Origin of the sequence: Thermodesulforhabdus norvegica (assembly GCF_900114975.1) — a bacterium.
In the GTDB taxonomy this organism is placed as follows: Bacteria; Desulfobacterota; Syntrophobacteria; order Syntrophobacterales; family Thermodesulforhabdaceae; genus Thermodesulforhabdus; species Thermodesulforhabdus norvegica.
In genome coordinates, this window is sequence record NZ_FOUU01000004.1 from 25,455 (window position 1) to 44,145 (window position 18,691).

Here is an 18,691-nt window from a genome sequence, read left to right on the forward strand (position 1 = left end):
AGGTTAAATATAAACTGGTTAGCATGAGAAGTGGTTAAGTGCCAGGTGCGTACCTGCCAGTGTTGTTGAGGAGGGAATCATGAAAGAGATCTTCGTCAGGTTTGAGCGATGTGTGGGTTGCAGGTCCTGTGAATTGGCCTGCGCCGTAGAGCACTCGCAGAGTAAGAACCTTTATGCAGCAGTTGGCGAAACTCCCCGTCCCAGGCGAAGGGTTTTTGTTGAGTATATCGAGGGGCGTAAGCTTCCCTTCCTTTGTCGCCACTGCGAGGATGCCCCCTGTGTGGGCGCCTGTCGTACCGGTGCTTTAAATCAGGATCCGATTACTCGCATCGTTTCTCACAACCCCGATCGTTGTATCGGCTGCTGGCTTTGCTCGATGGTTTGTCCTTACGGTGTTATAAACCGTGAGGCCGAAAGGCGTATAGCCGTAAAATGCGACCGCTGTCCCGAAAGAGTAACGCCGGCCTGTGTGGAGGCATGCCCTACAGGGGCACTGGTTTTCACGGAAGAAACGGACTTTGAGAGTCTTCGCAGGAAAGAATCTTTGAAGAGTGCGGTCAGAGGTCTGGAGCAATGAAAAGATGCCGTGTCGTTTGCCCTTTTTGTGGGGCAGGGTGTGTGTTTGAGCTGGTCGTTCAGAACGGAGAAGTAAAAGGACTGGACTACGTTGTGGATCATCCCGTTGCCGGTGGAGCATTGTGCGCCAAGGGAAATGCGGCATGGCAGTTATTAGGTCATCCCGACAGAATAACCACTCCCCTGATTAGAAACGAAAAAGGCTGGCAGAGCGTGTCCTGGGATAGGGCACTCGATGGCATTCTGGGCTCGATTATGTCACTCCGGGAGCGCTACGGACCCGAATCGGTCGCCTTTCTTGCTTCGGCCAAGGCAACAAATGAGGAAAATTACATGTTTCAGAAATTTGCCCGCCTTTTCGGATCCCCTCACATAGACCATTGTGCCAGGCTTTGTCATGCACCTTCTGTGGTGGGGCTGAGGAAGGTTTTCGGCTCTGGTGCTATGACCAATCCCATTTCCCATCTGGCTCTGTCGGACTGCCTTTTGATTATCGGTTCCAATCTTGCCGAAACCCATCCGGTCGTAGCAAAAAGAATTTTTCAGGCAAAAGATCGGGGAGCCCTTGTGATAGTCGTTGATCCGAGAAAAACCGCCACGGCCTCGATTGCAGATTTGCACGTTGCACCCTTACCCGGAACGGACCTGTTGCTCCTCGGAGCATTGATGAAGGTGATTATCGAAAGAGGCTATGCCGACTATCCCTTTATAGGGGCGCGTACCGTTGGCTTCGAAGGTTTGGAAGAAAGCCTGCGCGATCTGGAAGTTGAAAAGGTTTCGCGTATATCCGGAGTAGATCTCGGGACGATCGTAAGGGTGGCCGAGGCATACGGAAAGGCAAGAAGAGGAAGTCTCGTATATTGCATGGGAATTACTCAGCACAGGCGCGGAACCGATAACGTGCTTTCCTGTGCAAACCTGGCTCTTCTCTGCGGTCATATCGGTCGCGACGGAACGGGTCTGTATCCCTTGCGGGGACAGAACAACGTTCAGGGCGCCTGTGATATGGGCTGCCTTGCGGAATTTCTGCCCGGTTACGTTCCTCTTTCGGATACCGAACGGAGCAGGCGGTTTGCGGAACTGTGGGGGTGTGAAAGGTTGCCTTCATCGCCCGGTTACACCGCTGCGGAGCTTCCCGAGGCGATAATCAGAGGCGAAGTTCGCGGACTTGTAATAATGGGTGAGAATCCCGTTGTGACCGATCCTGCTTCCGGTAAGACTGCCGAAGCGCTGAAAAAACTCGATTTCCTGGCGCTTATTGACCTGTTTCCTACGGAGACCTCTAAATATGCCCATGTGATTCTGCCGGCTGCGGCATGGGCTGAAAAATCCGGGTCTTATACCAATACGGAGCGGAGGGTTCAGTGGTCTTTTAAGGCTGTCGAACCGCCTGGTGAGGCGATGCCCGATTTATGGACAATAAGCGAGTTGGGCAGACGTGCCGGCTTCTGGAAAGACTGCGGAAGTGCCGAAGAAGTTCTCGATGAAATCGCGGAAGTCATACCGGCTTACGGTGGGATTACCTCAAGGAGGCTAAAAAACTCGGAGGAAGGGCTTATATGGCCCTGTCCTGATGAAGCTCATGAGGGAACCCCCGTTCTTTTCAAAGATCGCTTTTATACCGATGACGGACTTGCGCGTTTTACGGCGGTGAATTATTCAGAAAAATTCCCCGAAGGAACCGATCTTTTTTTGATAACCGGTAGGCTGGGAATTCATTACAATTCGGGATCCATAACCCGCCGTATTGAAAATCTGAACAGATACAAACCCGAAGCAGAAGTGGAAATCAACCCCGGATGCGAAAGGGCAGAAAAGGCAGTGCACGGAAAGGCTCTCGTAAAAACTTCGAGCGGTGAAGCTTGTTTCCCCCTGCGATCCAGCCGTAATCTTCACGAAAAGACCGTATTTATTCCCTTCCACTTTCCGGAAGTAAACAATTTGACCGAAGACGTTTTGGATCCTGAAGCAAGGGTTCCCGCCTATAAGGATACCAGGTGCAGTGTGGAGATAGAGTGATGAAGGGTGCAGGATCAGAAATACTGGTACATCCGGGCCGGTGTACCGGCTGTCATGCCTGTGAGCTTGCCTGTGAACGAGAACACGAGGGCCTTTCCAGAGTTCATGTGGTGTCTCGCAACGGCGTGAACTTCCCTGCCTTCTGCCGCCACTGCGATGTAGCGCCCTGCGTTTCGGTCTGCTATAGGATGGCTCTTGTGTACGAAAGGGGACGGGTTCGATTTAAGCAGGAAAGCTGTACGGGGTGTGGGCTTTGTGAAATTGCCTGTCCTTTTGGCGCCATCTTTACTGGAGCCAATTCATATCCGATAAAGTGTGATGGATGTGAGAACCGTGAAAGCAGTGGAAAAATTCCTGCCTGCGCCGCGACCTGTCCGTCCGGAGCAATAGAAATGAGGCCTGTTGAGGATTTCGGGAAAGCAACACGGTATAGGGCCTTCAGATATGTCCGTTCAGGAGGGTTCATCGGTGAAGGGTCTTAAAATCGACCTGGAGAAATGCATAGGTTGCAGGGCCTGCAGTGTTTCCTGCACCGAGGGGTTAATTTCGTTAAAAGATGCTGATGGTTACAGGGTCCTGTCTTTTCCCGGCAGGTGCCCGGTAGAGCAATGCAGGATCTGCCGGGACCTTTGCCCTACGCAGGCTCTGGAAGTTACGGAGAAACTTTCTGATGAAAGGGTTGAGTGTAAATTCCCGCTGGTGGCGTGCAAATCCTGCGGCAGTTACTTTGCCACTCTGAATATGGTTGAACATGTCAGGAAGACGCTGGCCCATATCGATACCGCTGAAACAGGCTGGATTTTGCTGTGCGGAGCTTGCCGTAAGGAACTCTCTCTGGTGGCCTGACATATCAGATAGAACGAAGGGTGGAAAATGGATGTTAGAGAAAAATCCTATGTAACGGTTTATACTCTTGCCAACAGGTTTGAAGCCGACATAGTTGCCCATGCACTGGAACAGGAAAATATACCTTTCTGGATTCGATCCTTTGAGGACACAGCTTATGATGGGCTTTTCGTGGTTCAGAAGGGATGGGGGCATGTGCTCGTTCCACGCCAGCACTATCATAATGCCATAAGAATCATCTATGCCCTTTTGAAGAATCAACCCAGGAAAGGACTCTATGAAGATCCCGACGAAGTAGATCCGGCCCTCTGGGACGAGCTTCTCGGGCTTTCCGCAGATGATGTTTGCCGGGCCTCCGGAGCTGAATACGACAAGCTGAGCGGTAGCTACAGGGTTCCTTTCTTTAACAGAACCCTTGTTTGTAACCCTGAGCGAAGAATTATTGAAGTGGATCCGCCTTTTTCTGCTCTTACCGTGGACTTTGAAACTGCCCTTGTGGGATTGAATTATCTCATAAACGCCGAACCCGTGGAGCCTCTCGGAAAATGGGTCGGGGAGAAGGATCTCCCCGGCGGCTTCGTCTTTTTCCAGGGGCCTCATCAACTCCCGACGAGACCCCTGGCCGAAATGTTTCAGATGAATCCGGAAGATATGGAAAAGGCCGTGGAGTTTCTGGGTGGGGTTCGAGGTGATAAAGGCGATTGCTCCTATGTGTTTCGTGTTTTTCCAAGAGTACCCGTGATGGTTATATTCTGGGAAGGGGACGAAGAATTCGACCCTCAGGCTGCCCTGAGGTTTGATGAGACCATTACGAGGCACTTTCCCGTACTTGATCAGATTTTTGCACTCTCCTACGTTCTCTACCGGCACATCAAGGGGGCATTAAAGGAGATCGGAGGGACGGCATGACGACGAAGTCCGCTCTTTCTTCGAAGCTGGCATTGTATCTCGTTACGGATAATCGTTTCGTTCCCGAAGGAAAGTCTCTGAAGGATGTGGTCGAATCGGCCATCAGAGGCGGGGTAACGGCGGTTCAGTACAGAGAAAAAGAGGCTTCCACCAGAAAAATGATCGAAGAAGCCGGAGAGCTTAGAAACCTTTGCAGGTCCTGCGAAGTCTTGTTTTTGGTAAACGATAGGGTTGATGTGGCTCTTGCCGTTGAAGCCGATGGGGTGCATCTCGGCCAGGACGATATGCCCTTGCATCTGGCACGAAAAATTCTGGGCTCCGGCGCAATCATCGGCATCACCGTTCACAACGATCTGGAGCGTCGTGCCGCCGAGCAAAACGGTGCCGATTACGTTTCCTTCGCACCCGTTTTTGCCACATCCACAAAACCGGATCACCAAACTCCCCTGGGAATTTCCGGGCTTGAGCAACTGGTCAGAGCCGCGACGGTGCCTTCTGTCGCAATAGGCGGAATTAATCTGGACAACGTGGAGGAGGTTTACAAAACCGGTGTAGATGGAGTGTGCGTCGTTTCCGCAATCATGGGAGCCACAGATCCGGAACTTGCAGCTCAGGCTTTTTTGGAAAGATACAACCGTGCAAGGGCTCACCATTAAAGACCTCGGAGAGTTTGGTTTTATCGAACTCATCAGGAATCGCTTCCGGCATCACAGGCGGAGTGATGTGGTCGTGGGGATAGGAGATGATGTGGCCGTTGTTGATGTGGGCCCTTTTTATTTGCTTGCAACCTGTGATGGTCAGGTTGAAGGAGTTCATTTCTTATCCGACAGAGTTCCGCCCCGATATTCGGGAAGGCGCCTGGTTGCGGTAAATGCAAGCGACATTGCCGCGATGGGGGGAACTCCTCTGTGGGCTCTTGTGGCAATGAACGTGCCCGATCACACCGATGTCTCTTATCTTGAGGAGTTTTACGAGGGGATAGTGGAAGGCCTGGAAAAAATCGGGGCTTCCCTAGTCGGAGGCAACTGCTCGAGGACTTCCAGAGATACCGTTTTTGATCTGTTTCTTACGGGCCGCGTTGAAAAGGGCCGAATGGTCACCCGTTCCGGAGCAAAGCCCGGAGATCTTCTCGTAGTTTCGGGAACTCTGGGCAGAGCCAGGGCCGGCCTGACGCTGCTCCTTAGAAAGGATGCCGAAAGCCTTCAAAAAATTCTGGAAGGTTCTTCCCGATCCGGCATCGATGATCTTCTGAAGAATGCTATTCTCCACTATTATGCGCCTGAGCCCAGGATGGAACTGGGCAGGTTTATCGGTTCAGAAGGACTTGCGCGGGCAATGATTGACGTAAGCGACGGTCTCCTTCAGGATACCTTGCATATCTGCAGATCTTCAGGGGTTGATGTCGTCATCGATCTTGAGAGTATCCCCGTGGACGAGTCATGTGCCTTGGTGGCGAAGGAAGTGGGTGAAGATCCTCTCGAATGGGCTCTTACCGGGGGAGAGGACTACGAGCTTCTTTTTGCAACAACGCAGAAGGATTTTAAAAGACTTTTCGAAATCTTCGGTTCTGTTGTCGGGCTTAATGTAATAGGCTATTTTCGTGAAGGTTCCGGTAGGGTCTGGATCCGGATGAATGACGGATCCGAAGTGTCTGCGGAGTTTTTTGCCAGCATGGGGTGGACTCATTTCTGACGGGATCGGAGGCAGGTGTGAAGGTTGCAAAGGCCATGACCATAGCCGGTTCCGACTCCGGTGGAGGTGCCGGTATCCAGGCAGATCTAAAGACCTTCTCGGCTCTTGGCGTTTACGGAACGACCGTTATAACGGCTCTTACTGCCCAGAATACCTGCGCCGTAACGGGCATATATGGTGTCGATGCCGACTTTGTTGCCGCTCAGATAGATGCCGTTATGGAAGATATAGGGACGGATGCGGCAAAAACGGGAATGCTTTCGGATGCCGGAATAATTCGTGCCGTGGCCCGGAAGGTTCGGGAATGGAAGATAGAAAAAATGGTAGTTGATCCCGTAATGATCTCGAAAAGCGGAGCCGCTCTTTTGAAGAGCGATGCGGTCAGGGTGCTTAAAGATGAGCTTTTACCCCTGGCCCATGTCGTTACGCCAAACATAGCCGAAGCGGAATCGCTGACCGGTATAACCATAAGGTCCGTTGATGACATGAAGCAGGCCGCCGTGGCAATACGGGATTACGGTCCGAAGTACGTTGTGGTGAAAGGCGGTCATCTTTCGGGAAAAGTGTGCGTTGATATTCTCTTCGACGGGGAAGATTGGCGGTTTTTTGAATCCCCCAGGGTGGAAACCCGTCATACCCATGGAACGGGGTGCACCTTTTCTGCTGCAATAACCGCCTTTCTTGCCATGGGGCAGGAAGTCGGTGAAGCCGTAAGCAGGGCTAAGGAATACATAACCCGGGCACTCCAGCATGCCTTTCCCGTGGGACGTGGTCACAGTCCCGTGCATCATTTTTACGCATGGAATTCATCGTGAAAGACCATTCCCACCGGGTTTGAGCACCCTCTTCGTGGACGGCAAAGACCGCCCAGGGATTGGATTTTTCTGATCCTGATTGTCCTCCGGATTCTTTTCAATACTTTGGCACAGGCCTCTCGACCGGCAGAAACACAATAGTCGAACATGTGAAAATCAGACCACCTGACGCCGTAAAGACCGGGTCGAATGATAAAGTCGGCCTGGCTTTTCTTGATTTCGGTCAAAAGGATTCTGGTTATGTCACTGCATCTGAAGGCAACCTCAACGGCGTTTGTCGGAAAAGGGGTTAGTTCGGCAACCGACCAGGATGAATCCGAGCATATAACGCAGTGTGCTCCCATTTTAATTGCGGGCGTGACCGGTACGTTATCGATCCACCCACCGTCAACCAGAAGGCGTTCCCCTATTGCTACGGGAGGAAACACGCCGGGAATGGCGGCGCTTGCCATTATTGCCTTTCTTAAGGGACCTCTGGTGAAAATGTATTCTTCGCCCTTTGTCATATCCAGGCTTACCGCTGCAAATCTAACGGGCATGTCCTGGATCAGTATGTCCGGCAGAAGTTCGGAAATTGCCTGGCGATAAAACTTTTCGGGAACCAGGCTCGGGCGGGTAACCGAGCGGGTGTAGTAGAGTCCTTTTTTCAACGATGCAAAAAGTTTCTGGAACGCCCCTTCCGACTGATCCGTCAGAGCCGGTTGTTCTACGGCAAGGGCAAGGCCTTTTGTGAAGATTTCACTTTGAAGGAAGGATTTCATTCGCTGGGCTGTGAGGAAAGCGTTGCCGGTGTAGCAGTAAAGAGCGCCTATGATGGCTCCCATGCTGGTTCCCACGACCATATCAAAGGATATTCGTGCCTTTTCCAGTTGCTCCAGAACTCCGATGTGGGCCAGTCCTCTTGCGGCTCCACCGCTCAGTACCAGTGCTGTTTTAAACATTGACCTGCCTCCGTTTTGGGCTGGGGATGCAGACATACTTCCTTAAAGCGGCGTGTCGTTGCAAGATTTTTTGGTTGAAGTTGCCAGCTCGGGAGCGGTAAGTGAAAATGGGAAGGGTTGAGGTAAACTTCTTGACTATTTTACCGTATGGCGATACATGAATGTGCTGTGGAGGAACGCCCATGAAGGACTTTATACGGGTCATGAAGGCCCTTTCGGATCCCAACAGGGTGAAAATAATAAAGCTTTTAACGGTAAGAGAACTCTGCGTTTGCGAAATACAGGCAGCGCTCAATATATCCCAACCCACCGTTTCCAAGCATCTAAAAATTCTCGAAGATGCCGGACTCGTCAAAAGCAAAAAAAACGGCCTCTGGGTGATTTACAGCATTGCCGACGGAGCCAGCAGCCCTTACGCTGCAACTCTTTTGGGCGCCTTGAGGCACTGGCTCAACGAAGATCCCGAAATAGCAGAAATCATGAAAAAGGCCCCTGATCTGGATCGCTCGAAGATTTGTGCTAAATAAAGGAGGTAAACCATGGAAATCAAAGTTCTCGGACCGGGATGTAAAAAATGTCAGCAAACCGAGGAAATCGTCAGAGAAGCCCTGAAGGAGGCGGGTGTTGACGCAAAGATTGATCATGTGAAGGACCCCGTGGAGATTGCAAACTACGGGGTCTTTGGAACCCCCGCCGTCGTCATTGACGGTGAAGTAAAGTCCGTGGGCAAGGTTCCGAAAAAAGAAGAAGTGCTTGGGTGGATTAAAAAATAAAAGCCCGGGCAGGCGAAATGCCTGCCCACTGCGTTATCTTTCGCTGGAACCACGGCAAAAAATCATTATCCTGTTATGCAACGGTCCGGGAGGAGTAGTCTTTTGATCCGGTGCTGGTTACCCGGCAGAGGTGTCTGTGAAAACGGAAGGGTTAAAAGGAGAAGAAGGCTATGAATACGGCAGCGCAGAACGTTATGGTTGTTCTCGTTACTGTGCCGAATGCTGAAGAAGCTTCGAGAATCGCAAAAACCGTCGTGCAGGAAAAACTGGCAGCCTGTGTCAATATCGTTCCTCAGATAAGATCCGTCTATTCATGGAAGGGGGAAGTGTGCGATGATCCGGAAAGCCTTATGATCATCAAGACCAGAGCCGAGCTTTTTGGTGCGATCCGGGACAGAATAAAGGAGCTTCACAGTTACGAAGTTCCGGAAATAATCGGCGTGAGACTTTCTGACGGGATTGACGGATACATTTCCTGGGTCTTCGAAGTTACCCGTTCTTCTTCCTGATCGATATTGACCGGGCGTGGGCTTCCAGCCCTTCCCATCTGGCCATCCTTTCCACGGCCGAAGCATCCCGGAAGAAGGCCTCTTCAGGGTAGTGGAGAAGGCTGATCCGTCTTAAAAAGTTTTGCACGCCAAGGGCCGAGGCAAAACGCGCAGTTTGTGAAGTCGGAAGTACATGATTCGGACCTGCAAAATAATCTCCCAGAGGTTCCGGGGTGTAGTGACCTATGAACAGGGCGCCGGCGTTGGTTATTTTGCCCAACCAATCCCAGGGTGTTTTGACGTGAAGCTCGAGATGCTCCGGTGCAATTCTGTTGGCCAGTTCGGCCGCAACGTCTTCGTTTTCCACGAGGAAACAGGCTCCGTAGTTGGTCAGAGCCTCCAGGGCCACGTCCCTTCTGGGTAAGCTCCGGACCTGCCTTTTTACTTCTTCTATCACCCCTTCGGCAAGTTCCTTATTCCAGGTTATCAAAACAGGGCTGGCGTAGGTATCGTGCTCCGCCTGGCTTAGGAGATCGGCGGCCACAAAGACGGGGTTAGCTGTTTCGTCGGCAATTATGAGAACTTCGCTCGGCCCTGCTATGATGTCGACGCCCACAATTCCCATCAATAGTCTTTTGGCGGTTGTTACGTAAATGTTACCGGGTCCTACTATGATGTTTACGGGTTTGACCGTCTCCGTACCCCAGGCAAATGCGGCAACTGCCCAGGCACTTCCCATTCGGTAAATTCTTTGTGCCCCGCACTCCTTTGCCGTAACGAGTAAACCGGGATGAAGGGTCCCGTCTTTTCTGGGAGGGCTGGCAATGGCGATTTCCTTAACCCCCGCAACCCTTGCGGGGATTACCGTCATGATTACGGTCGAAATAAGAGGCGTGGCTCCTTCTGCTCCCCCCGGAATGTAAGCACCTACGGATTCCACGGGCCTGACCATTTGCCCGAGGAAAACCCCGTCGTCCCGGGTCATAAACCAGGACCTTTCTTTCTGGGCCTCGTGAAATTCGCGGACGTTGTCTGCGGCTCTGCGAATGATGTCGGTAAAATCCCGATCAAAGCCTGATATTTCCTCGTAGGCTTTCTCGATTTCGTCGTCGGAAACGGCAATCATTGCTTTTTCGAAGTCGGGGCAATCAAAAGCCCTGGTGTATTCAACGATGGCCCTGTCGCCCTTTTTCCGCACCTCTTCCAGTATGCCTTTAACCCGTGCTTCAATGGTTTCATCGACAATTGCTCCCCGTTCTCTAAGGCGGCGAAGGAATTGCTCTGAAGCGTCCGAGGGGTATGAATAAAGGGCTATCATTTTCAGGCTCCTTCTCTTGCTATGACGAAAGCATCGGGAAAACCGCGCCTGCGAATTTTTTCCGCCTCCCTTTCGGCCTCCACCAGATCCTTGAACAGACCAACCCTGACCCTGTAAAAAATCCTGCCGCTACATTCAAAGGGCACGATGACGACGTAATCGTACGATCCTTTCAGACGACTGCGCAACCGTTCGGCGTTATCTCTTAACAGAAAGGCTCCCACCTGAATTTCAAACTCACCGGTTCGGAAAGACGGCACGGGCTGAAGTTCCCATATTGGTTGCAGGCTCGCATAGGGGATCAGAGTGGCGGGTTGAACGGCTTCGATTCTTACCTTTGCAATGCCGTCGTTGAGCATCCCCAGTTCTTTTGCCGCGCGCCTCGAAAGATCTATTATGCGACCCCGGACAAAGGGGCCGCGGTCGTTTATTCTCACGATAACCCATTTCCCGCTGTCCAGCCTCGTGACTTTCACATAGGTTCCGAATGGGAGGGTCTTATGGGCCGCCGTCATTGCGTTCATATCGTAAGGTTCTCCGCTTGCTGTTCTTTTTCTGTGAAACTCCGGACCGTACCAGCTTGCATACCCTTCTTCAACGTAGCCCTCGGCGGAAGGTAAGGGGAAATAGCACTGATCCTGAACGCAGTAAGGTTTTACCTTCGTTTTAACGGTTCGCTTTTCTTTTTTTTTCGCCGGAATCGTGGCACAGGAAAAGACGGCCGTGCAGATCATAAGGCTCAGCATTAAAATACGCACCCGAGCGCCTTCAACTTTCATTGACTGCCCCCGTTTCGGTATTCCTACCTGGATGCCCTTTCCTCCATTCTCGCCAGGTCTTCGAACCTTATGTCAACGCCCAGGACCCCGACTATTTCGTCCTTTTCGTTACGAATCGGGGCCGAGACGGTAATACAAAGTGCGCCGGTATATCTGGAGGTATAGAAATCGGTAACGTGAACCTTACCGGTGCGCATGGGCTCGATAAACCATGGCCTGTCGGAAAGGTCTTCTCCAACCTGAGCCTTCTCGTACTTGGCCTTGTCCACAATGTGGGTGATGTTTCTGGTGATGCGTCTTCCTTCGGCATCCGTTACGTAAGCATACTGTATGAAGGGGTTAAGTTCGAGTAGTGTACGAAGAACAGGCTCCTGACGCTCGGGATCCATGCTGCGAATAGCTTCGTTTTCCACGACTTCCTCGATAAGGTGAGCGGCCAGAGATCGGGCTCTCTGTTTGAGCAGGTCGAATTCGCTTTCGAAGTACTCGGGGAGATACCTCCGTGCCCATTTTTCCAGCTCTTCTTTTGATATGGAAGTGTTACGTCCTTTTTCGTATTCTTCCATGACGCGCTTGTAAATTTTCTGTATTCCCGGATGCCGCTTGTCGAGTTTCCTGTCACCTTCTAGCTTCAGCCTCTGATTTACCCAGTAGACGATTCCCGCAATGCCCGACTTGTCCGTTATGGTTATGGTGATCGGACGCTTAAGGATCTTCTCGGTATCGAAAATGTTATAAATTTCAGGGTTCTTTATGATACCGTCCACATGTATTCCCGCAGCCGTGGCGTTGAAATCCTCTCCCACGAAGGGATACTTGGCGGGTATTGCGTAGTTGAGTTCTTTCTCGAAATACTCGGCAATTTCCGTTATCACCGTCGTATCGATTCCGTCGGTGGTACCCCGCAGTGAGATGTACTCCATTATAAGGCCTTCAACAGGGGCGTTACCGGTGCGCTCTCCGAATCCCAGAAGTGTGCCGTTTGCGCCACTGCAACCGTAGAGCCACGCCGTGGTGGCGTTGATCAGAACCTTGTGGAAGTCGTTATGACCGTGCCACTCAAGCAGATGCCCCGGCACCCCGGCTTCGTCGATAAAAGCCCGTACGAGCTTTGGAACACTCCTCGGAAGTGCTGCTCCCGGGTAGGTCACGCCGAATCCAAGGGTGTCGCAGAGCCGAATCTTGATATCGACCCCGGACTCTTCCCGAAGCTTCATAAGCTCTATGGCAAAGGGGATGCAGAAACCGTAAATGTCGGCTCTGGTTACGTCTTCAAAGTGGCATCTGGGACGGATGCCCTTTTCAAGCGCAGCACGAACAACATCAAGATAATCGTTCATAGCTTCGCGTCGTGTTTTCCCCAGTTTGAGAAATATGTGGTAGTCTGAAACGGAAGTCAGAAGGCCCGTCTCCTCGATTTCCATATCCAGAACGAGCTGTAAGTCCTCTTTCCTGGCTCTTATCCAGGCAGTTATTTCGGGATAACGATAGCCTTTTGCCCTACAGCGTTCTACGGCTTCTCTGTCCTTCTTCGTATAAAGAAAAAACTCCGTCTGCCTTATGACGCCTCGAGGTCCGGAAAGTCGATGGAGAAAATCGAAGATCCTTACTATTTGATCGACTGTGTAAGGAGGCCTCGCCTGCTGGCCGTCTCTAAAGGTTGTGTCGGTTATGAACATGTCTTCGGCGGGATCCAGAGGTTCCAGCTTGTGATCGAAGTCGATTTTCGGCACTTCGTCGTAAGGGAAAATCTCTCTCAGAAGATTGGGTTCTTCCACGTCTCTGAGGTCATACCGCCAGAACTTAGAATGTTCGTGATCGAGAAGCCGTTTTCGAGGATTCCATCGGGCCATGATTCCCTCTCTTTTAAGACAGATTGCCGGTTTTTTCTTTTTCTACTTCCACCCTGATGTGCAGTTCAAGGAGTTGTTGCACATCGGGTTCAGAGGGCGCTCCTGTGAGGAGGCAGGTTGCCTTTTGTGTCTTGGGAAAGGCTATAACGTCTCTTATTGACGAAGCCCCGACCATAAGCATTAAAAGCCTATCGAAGCCGAAGGCAATACCCCCGTGAGGTGGAGCACCGTATTGGAGGGCCTCAAGAAGAAAGCCGAATTTCTCCCTGGCTTCATCATCGCCGATCCCGAGAACCCTGAAGACCCTCTCCTGAACGTCCCTTCTGTGGATTCGTATACTGCCTCCGCCTATCTCAATCCCGTTGAGTACAAGGTCATAGGCTCTGCTGTGTACCCGCTCCGGAGATTCTTCAAGCAGATGGAGTTCTTCTTCCACAGGGGCCGTAAAGGGATGGTGGACGGATACAAAGCGCTTCTCCTCGGCACTCCACTCAAGGAGCGGGAAATGAGTGATCCAAACAAATTCGTAGCTCCCCTTTTCCGCAAGGCCCTCTTTTTCTGCGAGATGGGTCCGAAATTCTCCCATTACGGGGAAAGCCACATCCCGTCGGTCCGCCATAAAGAAGATGATGTCGCCTTCGCCGAGATTGAGCCGCTCGGTCAGAGCCGCACGAACACCTTCATCCAGGAACTTCGCAATGGGAGATTGCCACTGGTCGGGTTGAATTTTTATCCAGGCCATTCCCTTAGCACCCAATCTCTGAACGAAGGCGATAAAGTCGTCCAGTTCCTTTCTCGAAAACTTAACCCCGCCCGGATATTTCAGCACGCAGACCCTTCCACCCGAAGATATAGCCTGTCGGAACACCTGGAAGTCAGAGGCCGACACGATGTCGGTTACGTCGATTATCTCGAGATCGTATCTGAGGTCGGGCCGATCTGTTCCGTATTTGTTCATGGCATCTTCATAGGTCATCTTTCTAAAGGGTATCTGGAGCTCTACACCCGCTATTTTTTTGAAGAGGGTATAAAGCCACTCTTCGATTATGGCGTAAATATCCGCTTCACTGATGAAGGACATTTCGAGATCCAGTTGAGTAAATTCGGGCTGACGATCGGCTCTGAGATCTTCATCCCTGAAGCACTTTACGATTTGAAAGTAGCGATCGAAGCCGGAGACCATGAGGAGTTGTTTGAAGAGCTGAGGAGATTGGGGAAGGGCGTAAAATCGGCCCGGGTAGATCCGGCTGGGGACAAGGTAGTCCCTTGCACCTTCGGGAGTACTTTTGGTCAGCACAGGGGTTTCTACTTCGATAAATCCTCGTTCTGAAAAGAAATTCCTGGTAATCTGCAGAGCCTCGTGCCTGGTCCTGAGATTTCGCATCATTGAAGGGCGTCTCAGGTCTATGTATCTATATTGTAGCCTTACATTTTCTCCGACCTGAACCCTATCTTCCACGAGAAAGGGTGGGGTTCTGGAGGCATTCAGGATCTTCAGGTCGTGAACGAGAACTTCGATCTCTCCGGTCTTGAGCTTTGGATTTTCCATTCCCTCGGGACGACGCCTCACGGTGCCTTTCACGGCAATGACGTATTCGTTTCTGAGAGAGTGGGCGCGTTCGTGGGCCTCCCTGGAGTGCTGTGGGTCGAACACCACCTGGGTGATACCCTCGCGGTCCCGAAGGTCCACGAAAATCAGACCCCCGTGATCTCGACGGCGTTGTACCCACCCCATCAAAATCACATCTTCCCCTATGTGTTCTGCGCCGAGTTCTCCGCAGTGGTGGCTTCTCTTCCACTCACCTAAAGAGTCCAGCGAGACCTCGGAGAACCTTTCTGCCGATATTTCTTCTTCCGGCTTAATGTGTTCCGCCAGCGGTTCTGTCACGACCGTCTACCTCCTTCAATCTCTGCCAGGGAGTGAAGCTCGTTTACGATTTCGCTCAATTCAACCACAAACTGTTCACTCCGGTGCATGTCTCTCAACTGGGCAATTCCCTTTTGAAGTTCATCTTCTCCGAGTATAAGTGCGTAGGATGCTCCCACACGATGGGCCATCCTCATCTGGCTTTTAACACTTTTATCCTCGTAATCGCAATCAACGGAAAAGCCTTCTTTGCGAAGCTTTTGTACCAGTTTAAAGCCGTATTTCTTTGCTTCCGGGCCTATAAAAACGCAGTAAAGGAAAGGCCCGTTCTGAAAGGGCTCAAGAGTCTGGTCCAGAAGGAGAACTATTCGCTCCATCCCCAGGGCAAACCCTATGCCCGGTAGATCAGGCCCTCCTAGTTCTTTCATGAGACCGTCATAACGGCCTCCGCCTCCCACGGCATTTTGAGCACCGAGATGCTCCGTAACTATCTCAAAAGCCGTGCGAACGTAATAGTCCAGCCCTCTAACCAGCCTGGGATTAAGGCTGTAACCGAGGCCGAGCTCTTCCAGGTACTGCTTAACCTGATCAAAGTGGTTGACACATTCGTCACAGACGAAGTCCGTGATAACGGGAGCGTCGGCCACAATTTCACCACAGGACGGAACCTTGCAATCGAAAGCGCGAAGAGGGTTTTTATAGGCCCGCCTGGCACAATCAGGGCAGAGAGAGCTCACGTGTTCGAGGAGGAACTCTCGAAGAACCGTTCTGAACCGGGGTCTGCACTTCGTACAGCCCAGAGTGTTTATTTCCAGCCGAACGCCTTTTAAACCGATCTCTTCCAGGTAGAGACAGGCCAGGTACATGACCTCTGCATCCACCATTGGGTCGTTCATGCCGAAAACTTCGACATCGATCTGGTGAAACTGCCTGTAGCGGCCTTTCTGTGGCCTCTCGTGCCGAAACATGGGACCGATAAGGAAGAACTTGCGCAGTCCCGATACCATATGAAGCTGGTGCTCTATGAAGGCACGAATTATCGACGCCGTGGCTTCAGGTCTCAAAGACAGCAGGCGGCCTTTTTTGTCGGCGAAGGTGTACATTTCTTTTTCTACGATGTCTGTTGTATCGCCGATTCCCCGGGCGAAGAGCTCCGCCTTTTCCACTACCGGCGTACGAATCTCCCGATAGCCGAAGCGGTTGAGGATTTCCCTGGCTTTATCCTCAATGTGTCGCCAGAGCGGAGCTTCCGAAGGCAGGATGTCGTTCATGCCCTTTACGGACTGTATCTGCTCCATCAACTTCCCGTGCTCCCCTGTCAAATTGTTCTTGACCTTCAAAACAAAGGACAATAATTAGCACATTCTCACTTTTGTAAAGGAGGAATTTTTTCATGGAACTTGTGTGTTGGTCAATCGCTCTTTGCGGTTTGATCATTCTTTGGTCTTTAAGAGACTTTCCACCTAAGAGAGGATGATTTAAAATTTTCAGTGTACTCACGCGGCAGTCGATGTTATTTATGTCAGGGAGGGTAAGGAATGGTAAATGCTCAGCAGAAGAAGTCCAGGCAACCTGTTACGAAAAAGCCCGCTCCAAATCCTGTGAAGTGTAAGGAGGGAAAGGGAGTTCGTAACTTCGACTGCCCCTATTATGATGATTGTCTGGATAAGGCAGCCCGGGCCATGTGGCCGGGATTTACGTGCGCCGAGTGTGAAAATTATGTGGAGTGAAGGCGCCGGGGAGCAGAGAAAATGATATCGAAAATAGGGCAAACGGCTTTGACGGGGATGTCGGAAGCCGTCCGCAGGCTTGAGGTCACGTCGCATAACGTGGCCAACGCACTGACTCCGGGGTTCAAAGCCGGTGAGGTGCGATCCGCCGATGTCGTTGCATCCCCTGCGGGTGACGGCGTTAAAACCCTTGCCGTCACAAAAGACCTCTCTTCCGGGCCGCTAATCATGACCGGTATGAATTCCGATCTCGCTATTGTGGGTTCCGGGTATTTTGCCGTGGAGAGTTCAGAAGGTGAGAGGTACCTTACGCGAAACGGAACCTTTCGCCTGGACGAAGACCGTCAGCTCGTTACTCCCGAAGGTCATCGTCTCCTGAATGCTCAGGGTAATCCCATTCCGGCGCTTCCGGAAGCTCAGAACTGGAAGGTTACGGAAAACGGTGAAATCTATCTACAGGATTCCTCCGGAAACTGGGCTCCTGCGGGTGATGAATACCGGATCGGCGTTGCTTCAGTACCGTCGGAAGAAGGCCTCATTTCGGCCGGAGGTACTCTGTACAGAGCCGGGGCTGAAAGTGGTGTGCCTCAGATTGGGTATCCCGGTGAAAACGGGCGGGGTACGCTGCTTCAAGGGTTTATAGAAGGCTCCAATGTGGCCCTTGAGCGGGAAATGGTAAATTCCGTAATGGCCAGGCAGTTGTACGAGGCGAACCTCAGGGTTGCGCAGACCGGGAACGAAATGACGGAAGAACTTGTTGACAGGATTATATGACAGAAAGGCGCCGCCCTGTTGAAATAGAGCGGCGCCCTTCACGTCATTTATCCAGCGGAACTTCCCTGACCCAGCCGAAAATGTCTTCTTTTTCGCCGTACTGGATCCCTACGAGTTCATCGTAAAGCTTTCTTGACCATTCCCCTACCGATCCGTCCGCGATGGTTACCCGCTCTTCCTTGTAACAAAGTTCTGAAACCGGCGATATTACGGCTGCAGTTCCCGTACCAAAGCACTCTTTAAGGCTACCGTCTTTGGCACGTTCTATAACCTCATCAATCGTTATAGGTCTTTCTTCTACTTTTATGCCCCAGTGGCGGGCAAGGTGGATTACGGATTCTCTCGTTACGCCGGGAAGAATTGACCCGGTCAGGGGAGGTGTTACCAGGGTGTCTTCTATGCGGAAGAATATGTTCATTGTACCGACCTCTTCCACATACCGCCTCTCCACCGCATCAAGCCACAGGACCTGGGTGTAACCCTTCTTTTTGGCGATTTCTGCAGCGTAAAGGCTGGCGGCATAGTTCCCCATGGTTTTTGCTTCGCCTACTCCTCCCCGAACTGCGCGAACGTATTCGTCGCTGACGTAAATCTTTACCGGATTAAATCCCTCAGGGTAGTAGGGTCCGACAGGGCCCGTAATTACGTAATAGACGTACTGCTTTGCAGGGCGCACACCCAGGGCGGGCTCGGTGGCGAACATCGTGGGTCTTATGTAGAGAGACGTACCGCGACTGCGGGGAACCCAATCGGCGTCCAGCCGGAGAAGGGCTTCCAGAGACTGCATAAGAACGGCAGGGTCGATTTCGGGCATGCACATACGACGGGCCGATTTGTTGAAGCGTTCCCAGTTCTTTTCAGGTCTAAAAAGCAGGATGCGGCCGTCCGATGCCCGATAGGCTTTAAGGCCTTCGAAAATTCCCTGACCGTAGTGGAGTACCATTGCTGCAGGGTCAAGGCTCAGGTTTTGGTAGGGCACGATTCTGGCGTCGTGCCAGCCCCTTCCTTCATCGTAGTTCATGATAAACATGTGATCGCTGAATACGGTCCCGAAAACCAGTTTGCTTTCGTCTTTCGGTTTGGGGCGTCGTTCTGATTCTCCCGCCGGCATTACTTTTATCTCCATAGCCCAGCGCCTCCAGGATTTGAGATTTTCGTTAACAAACTCTACAATGATCTCATAAAACAATGTTTAGTATCATTTCAAGTTTCTTTCATTTCTTGCAATTTCACTCATGTTTCGCTATGAGAAATGTTCGGTGTCGTTACGGCATCCATCTTTCAGATCAGGGGACTGGATTTCGTTGCTTT

At 51.6% G+C, this 18,691-nt stretch carries 20 protein-coding genes; 13 read left to right on the top strand and 7 right to left on the bottom strand.

Annotated elements, in window-relative coordinates; genetic code table 11:
- The first annotated feature begins 79 nt into the window (after positions 1-79).
- From BM091_RS07175 to thiD, 8 genes are read left to right on the top strand one after another with little or no spacing between them, the layout of a single operon-like run.
- Complete coding sequence (locus BM091_RS07175; RefSeq protein ID WP_093394607.1) at positions 80-577, top strand: 4Fe-4S dicluster domain-containing protein; 498 nt, start codon at positions 80-82, stop codon at positions 575-577.
- Entirely contained in the window at positions 574-2,595 is a 2,022-nt protein-coding gene (gene fdhF / locus BM091_RS07180) for a formate dehydrogenase subunit alpha (RefSeq protein ID WP_093394608.1), read from the top strand. The genes BM091_RS07175 and fdhF overlap by 4 nt, the downstream gene beginning before the upstream one ends.
- A complete protein-coding gene (locus BM091_RS07185; RefSeq protein ID WP_093394610.1) occupies positions 2,595-3,077 on the top strand; it encodes a 4Fe-4S dicluster domain-containing protein in 483 nt (160 codons plus the stop codon). The genes fdhF and BM091_RS07185 overlap by 1 nt, the downstream gene beginning before the upstream one ends.
- On the top strand, positions 3,064-3,441 hold the full coding sequence (locus tag BM091_RS07190; protein ID WP_093394611.1) for a 4Fe-4S dicluster domain-containing protein: 378 nt from the start codon (positions 3,064-3,066) through the stop codon (positions 3,439-3,441). The genes BM091_RS07185 and BM091_RS07190 overlap by 14 nt, the downstream gene beginning before the upstream one ends.
- A 27-nt stretch (positions 3,442-3,468) precedes the next feature.
- Complete coding sequence (locus BM091_RS07195) at positions 3,469-4,350, top strand: DUF3786 domain-containing protein (RefSeq protein ID WP_093394613.1); 882 nt, start codon at positions 3,469-3,471, stop codon at positions 4,348-4,350.
- On the top strand, positions 4,347-5,006 hold the full coding sequence (gene thiE / locus BM091_RS07200) for a thiamine phosphate synthase (RefSeq protein ID WP_093394615.1): 660 nt from the start codon (positions 4,347-4,349) through the stop codon (positions 5,004-5,006). The genes BM091_RS07195 and thiE overlap by 4 nt, the downstream gene beginning before the upstream one ends.
- Positions 4,987-6,042, top strand: a complete 1,056-nt coding sequence (thiL, locus tag BM091_RS07205) for a thiamine-phosphate kinase (RefSeq protein WP_177193568.1) — start codon at positions 4,987-4,989, stop codon at positions 6,040-6,042. Before thiE ends, thiL begins: the two co-directional genes overlap by 20 nt.
- Before the next feature lie 17 nt (positions 6,043-6,059).
- Positions 6,060-6,857 (top strand): bifunctional hydroxymethylpyrimidine kinase/phosphomethylpyrimidine kinase, encoded by a 798-nt coding sequence (gene thiD / locus BM091_RS07210; protein ID WP_218148832.1) that lies wholly within the window; start codon positions 6,060-6,062, stop codon positions 6,855-6,857.
- Here the strand turns inward: thiD and BM091_RS07215 are convergent.
- Positions 6,836-7,798, bottom strand: a complete 963-nt coding sequence (locus BM091_RS07215) for a patatin-like phospholipase family protein (RefSeq protein ID WP_177193569.1) — start codon at positions 7,796-7,798, stop codon at positions 6,836-6,838. The genes thiD and BM091_RS07215 overlap by 22 nt on opposite strands.
- Before the next feature lie 182 nt (positions 7,799-7,980).
- Between BM091_RS07215 and BM091_RS07220 the strand changes: the two genes are divergently transcribed.
- From BM091_RS07220 to cutA, 3 genes are all read left to right on the top strand, one after another.
- Positions 7,981-8,325, top strand: coding sequence for an ArsR/SmtB family transcription factor (locus BM091_RS07220; protein WP_093394620.1), 345 nt, complete (start codon positions 7,981-7,983; stop codon positions 8,323-8,325).
- Positions 8,326-8,337: 12 nt separating this feature from the next.
- Positions 8,338-8,571 (top strand): thioredoxin family protein, encoded by a 234-nt coding sequence (locus BM091_RS07225; RefSeq protein ID WP_093394622.1) that lies wholly within the window; start codon positions 8,338-8,340, stop codon positions 8,569-8,571.
- Between the two features lie 170 nt (positions 8,572-8,741).
- Positions 8,742-9,080 (top strand): divalent-cation tolerance protein CutA, encoded by a 339-nt coding sequence (gene cutA / locus BM091_RS07230; RefSeq protein WP_093394624.1) that lies wholly within the window; start codon positions 8,742-8,744, stop codon positions 9,078-9,080.
- Here the strand turns inward: cutA and hisD are convergent.
- The 5 genes from hisD to hisS are packed head-to-tail and all read right to left on the bottom strand — an operon-like array spanning position 9,061 to position 16,174.
- Positions 9,061-10,377 carry a histidinol dehydrogenase gene (hisD, locus tag BM091_RS07235; RefSeq protein WP_093394626.1) on the bottom strand — a complete coding sequence of 439 codons (1,317 nt, stop codon included), beginning with the start codon at positions 10,375-10,377 and terminating at the stop codon, positions 9,061-9,063. The genes cutA and hisD overlap by 20 nt on opposite strands.
- Before the next feature lie 2 nt (positions 10,378-10,379).
- Positions 10,380-11,156: a septal ring lytic transglycosylase RlpA family protein gene (locus tag BM091_RS14405; RefSeq protein WP_093394627.1), complete on the bottom strand. Its 777-nt coding sequence runs from the start codon at positions 11,154-11,156 to the stop codon at positions 10,380-10,382.
- 23 nt (positions 11,157-11,179) lie between these two features.
- On the bottom strand, positions 11,180-13,009 hold the full coding sequence (locus tag BM091_RS07245; RefSeq protein WP_093394629.1) for a triose-phosphate isomerase: 1,830 nt from the start codon (positions 13,007-13,009) through the stop codon (positions 11,180-11,182).
- 13 nt (positions 13,010-13,022) lie between these two features.
- A complete protein-coding gene (gene aspS, locus BM091_RS07250; protein WP_425443307.1) occupies positions 13,023-14,855 on the bottom strand; it encodes an aspartate--tRNA ligase in 1,833 nt (610 codons plus the stop codon).
- Between the two features lie 38 nt (positions 14,856-14,893).
- Positions 14,894-16,174, bottom strand: coding sequence for a histidine--tRNA ligase (hisS, locus tag BM091_RS07255; RefSeq protein ID WP_093394631.1), 1,281 nt, complete (start codon positions 16,172-16,174; stop codon positions 14,894-14,896).
- 240 nt (positions 16,175-16,414) lie between these two features.
- On the opposite strand from hisS, the gene BM091_RS07260 reads away from it, so the two are divergent.
- On the top strand, positions 16,415-16,606 hold the full coding sequence (locus BM091_RS07260) for a hypothetical protein (protein ID WP_093394633.1): 192 nt from the start codon (positions 16,415-16,417) through the stop codon (positions 16,604-16,606).
- Positions 16,607-16,627: 21 nt separating this feature from the next.
- The gene (locus BM091_RS07265; protein ID WP_093394635.1) at positions 16,628-17,380 is read left to right on the top strand and encodes a flagellar hook-basal body protein; all 753 of its coding nucleotides are present in this window, start codon (positions 16,628-16,630) and stop codon (positions 17,378-17,380) included.
- A gap of 43 nt (positions 17,381-17,423) precedes the next feature.
- Here the strand turns inward: BM091_RS07265 and BM091_RS07270 are convergent, their stop codons facing one another.
- Positions 17,424-18,506 (bottom strand): branched-chain amino acid aminotransferase, encoded by a 1,083-nt coding sequence (locus tag BM091_RS07270; RefSeq protein WP_093394637.1) that lies wholly within the window; start codon positions 18,504-18,506, stop codon positions 17,424-17,426.
- Positions 18,507-18,691 lie beyond the last annotated feature (185 nt).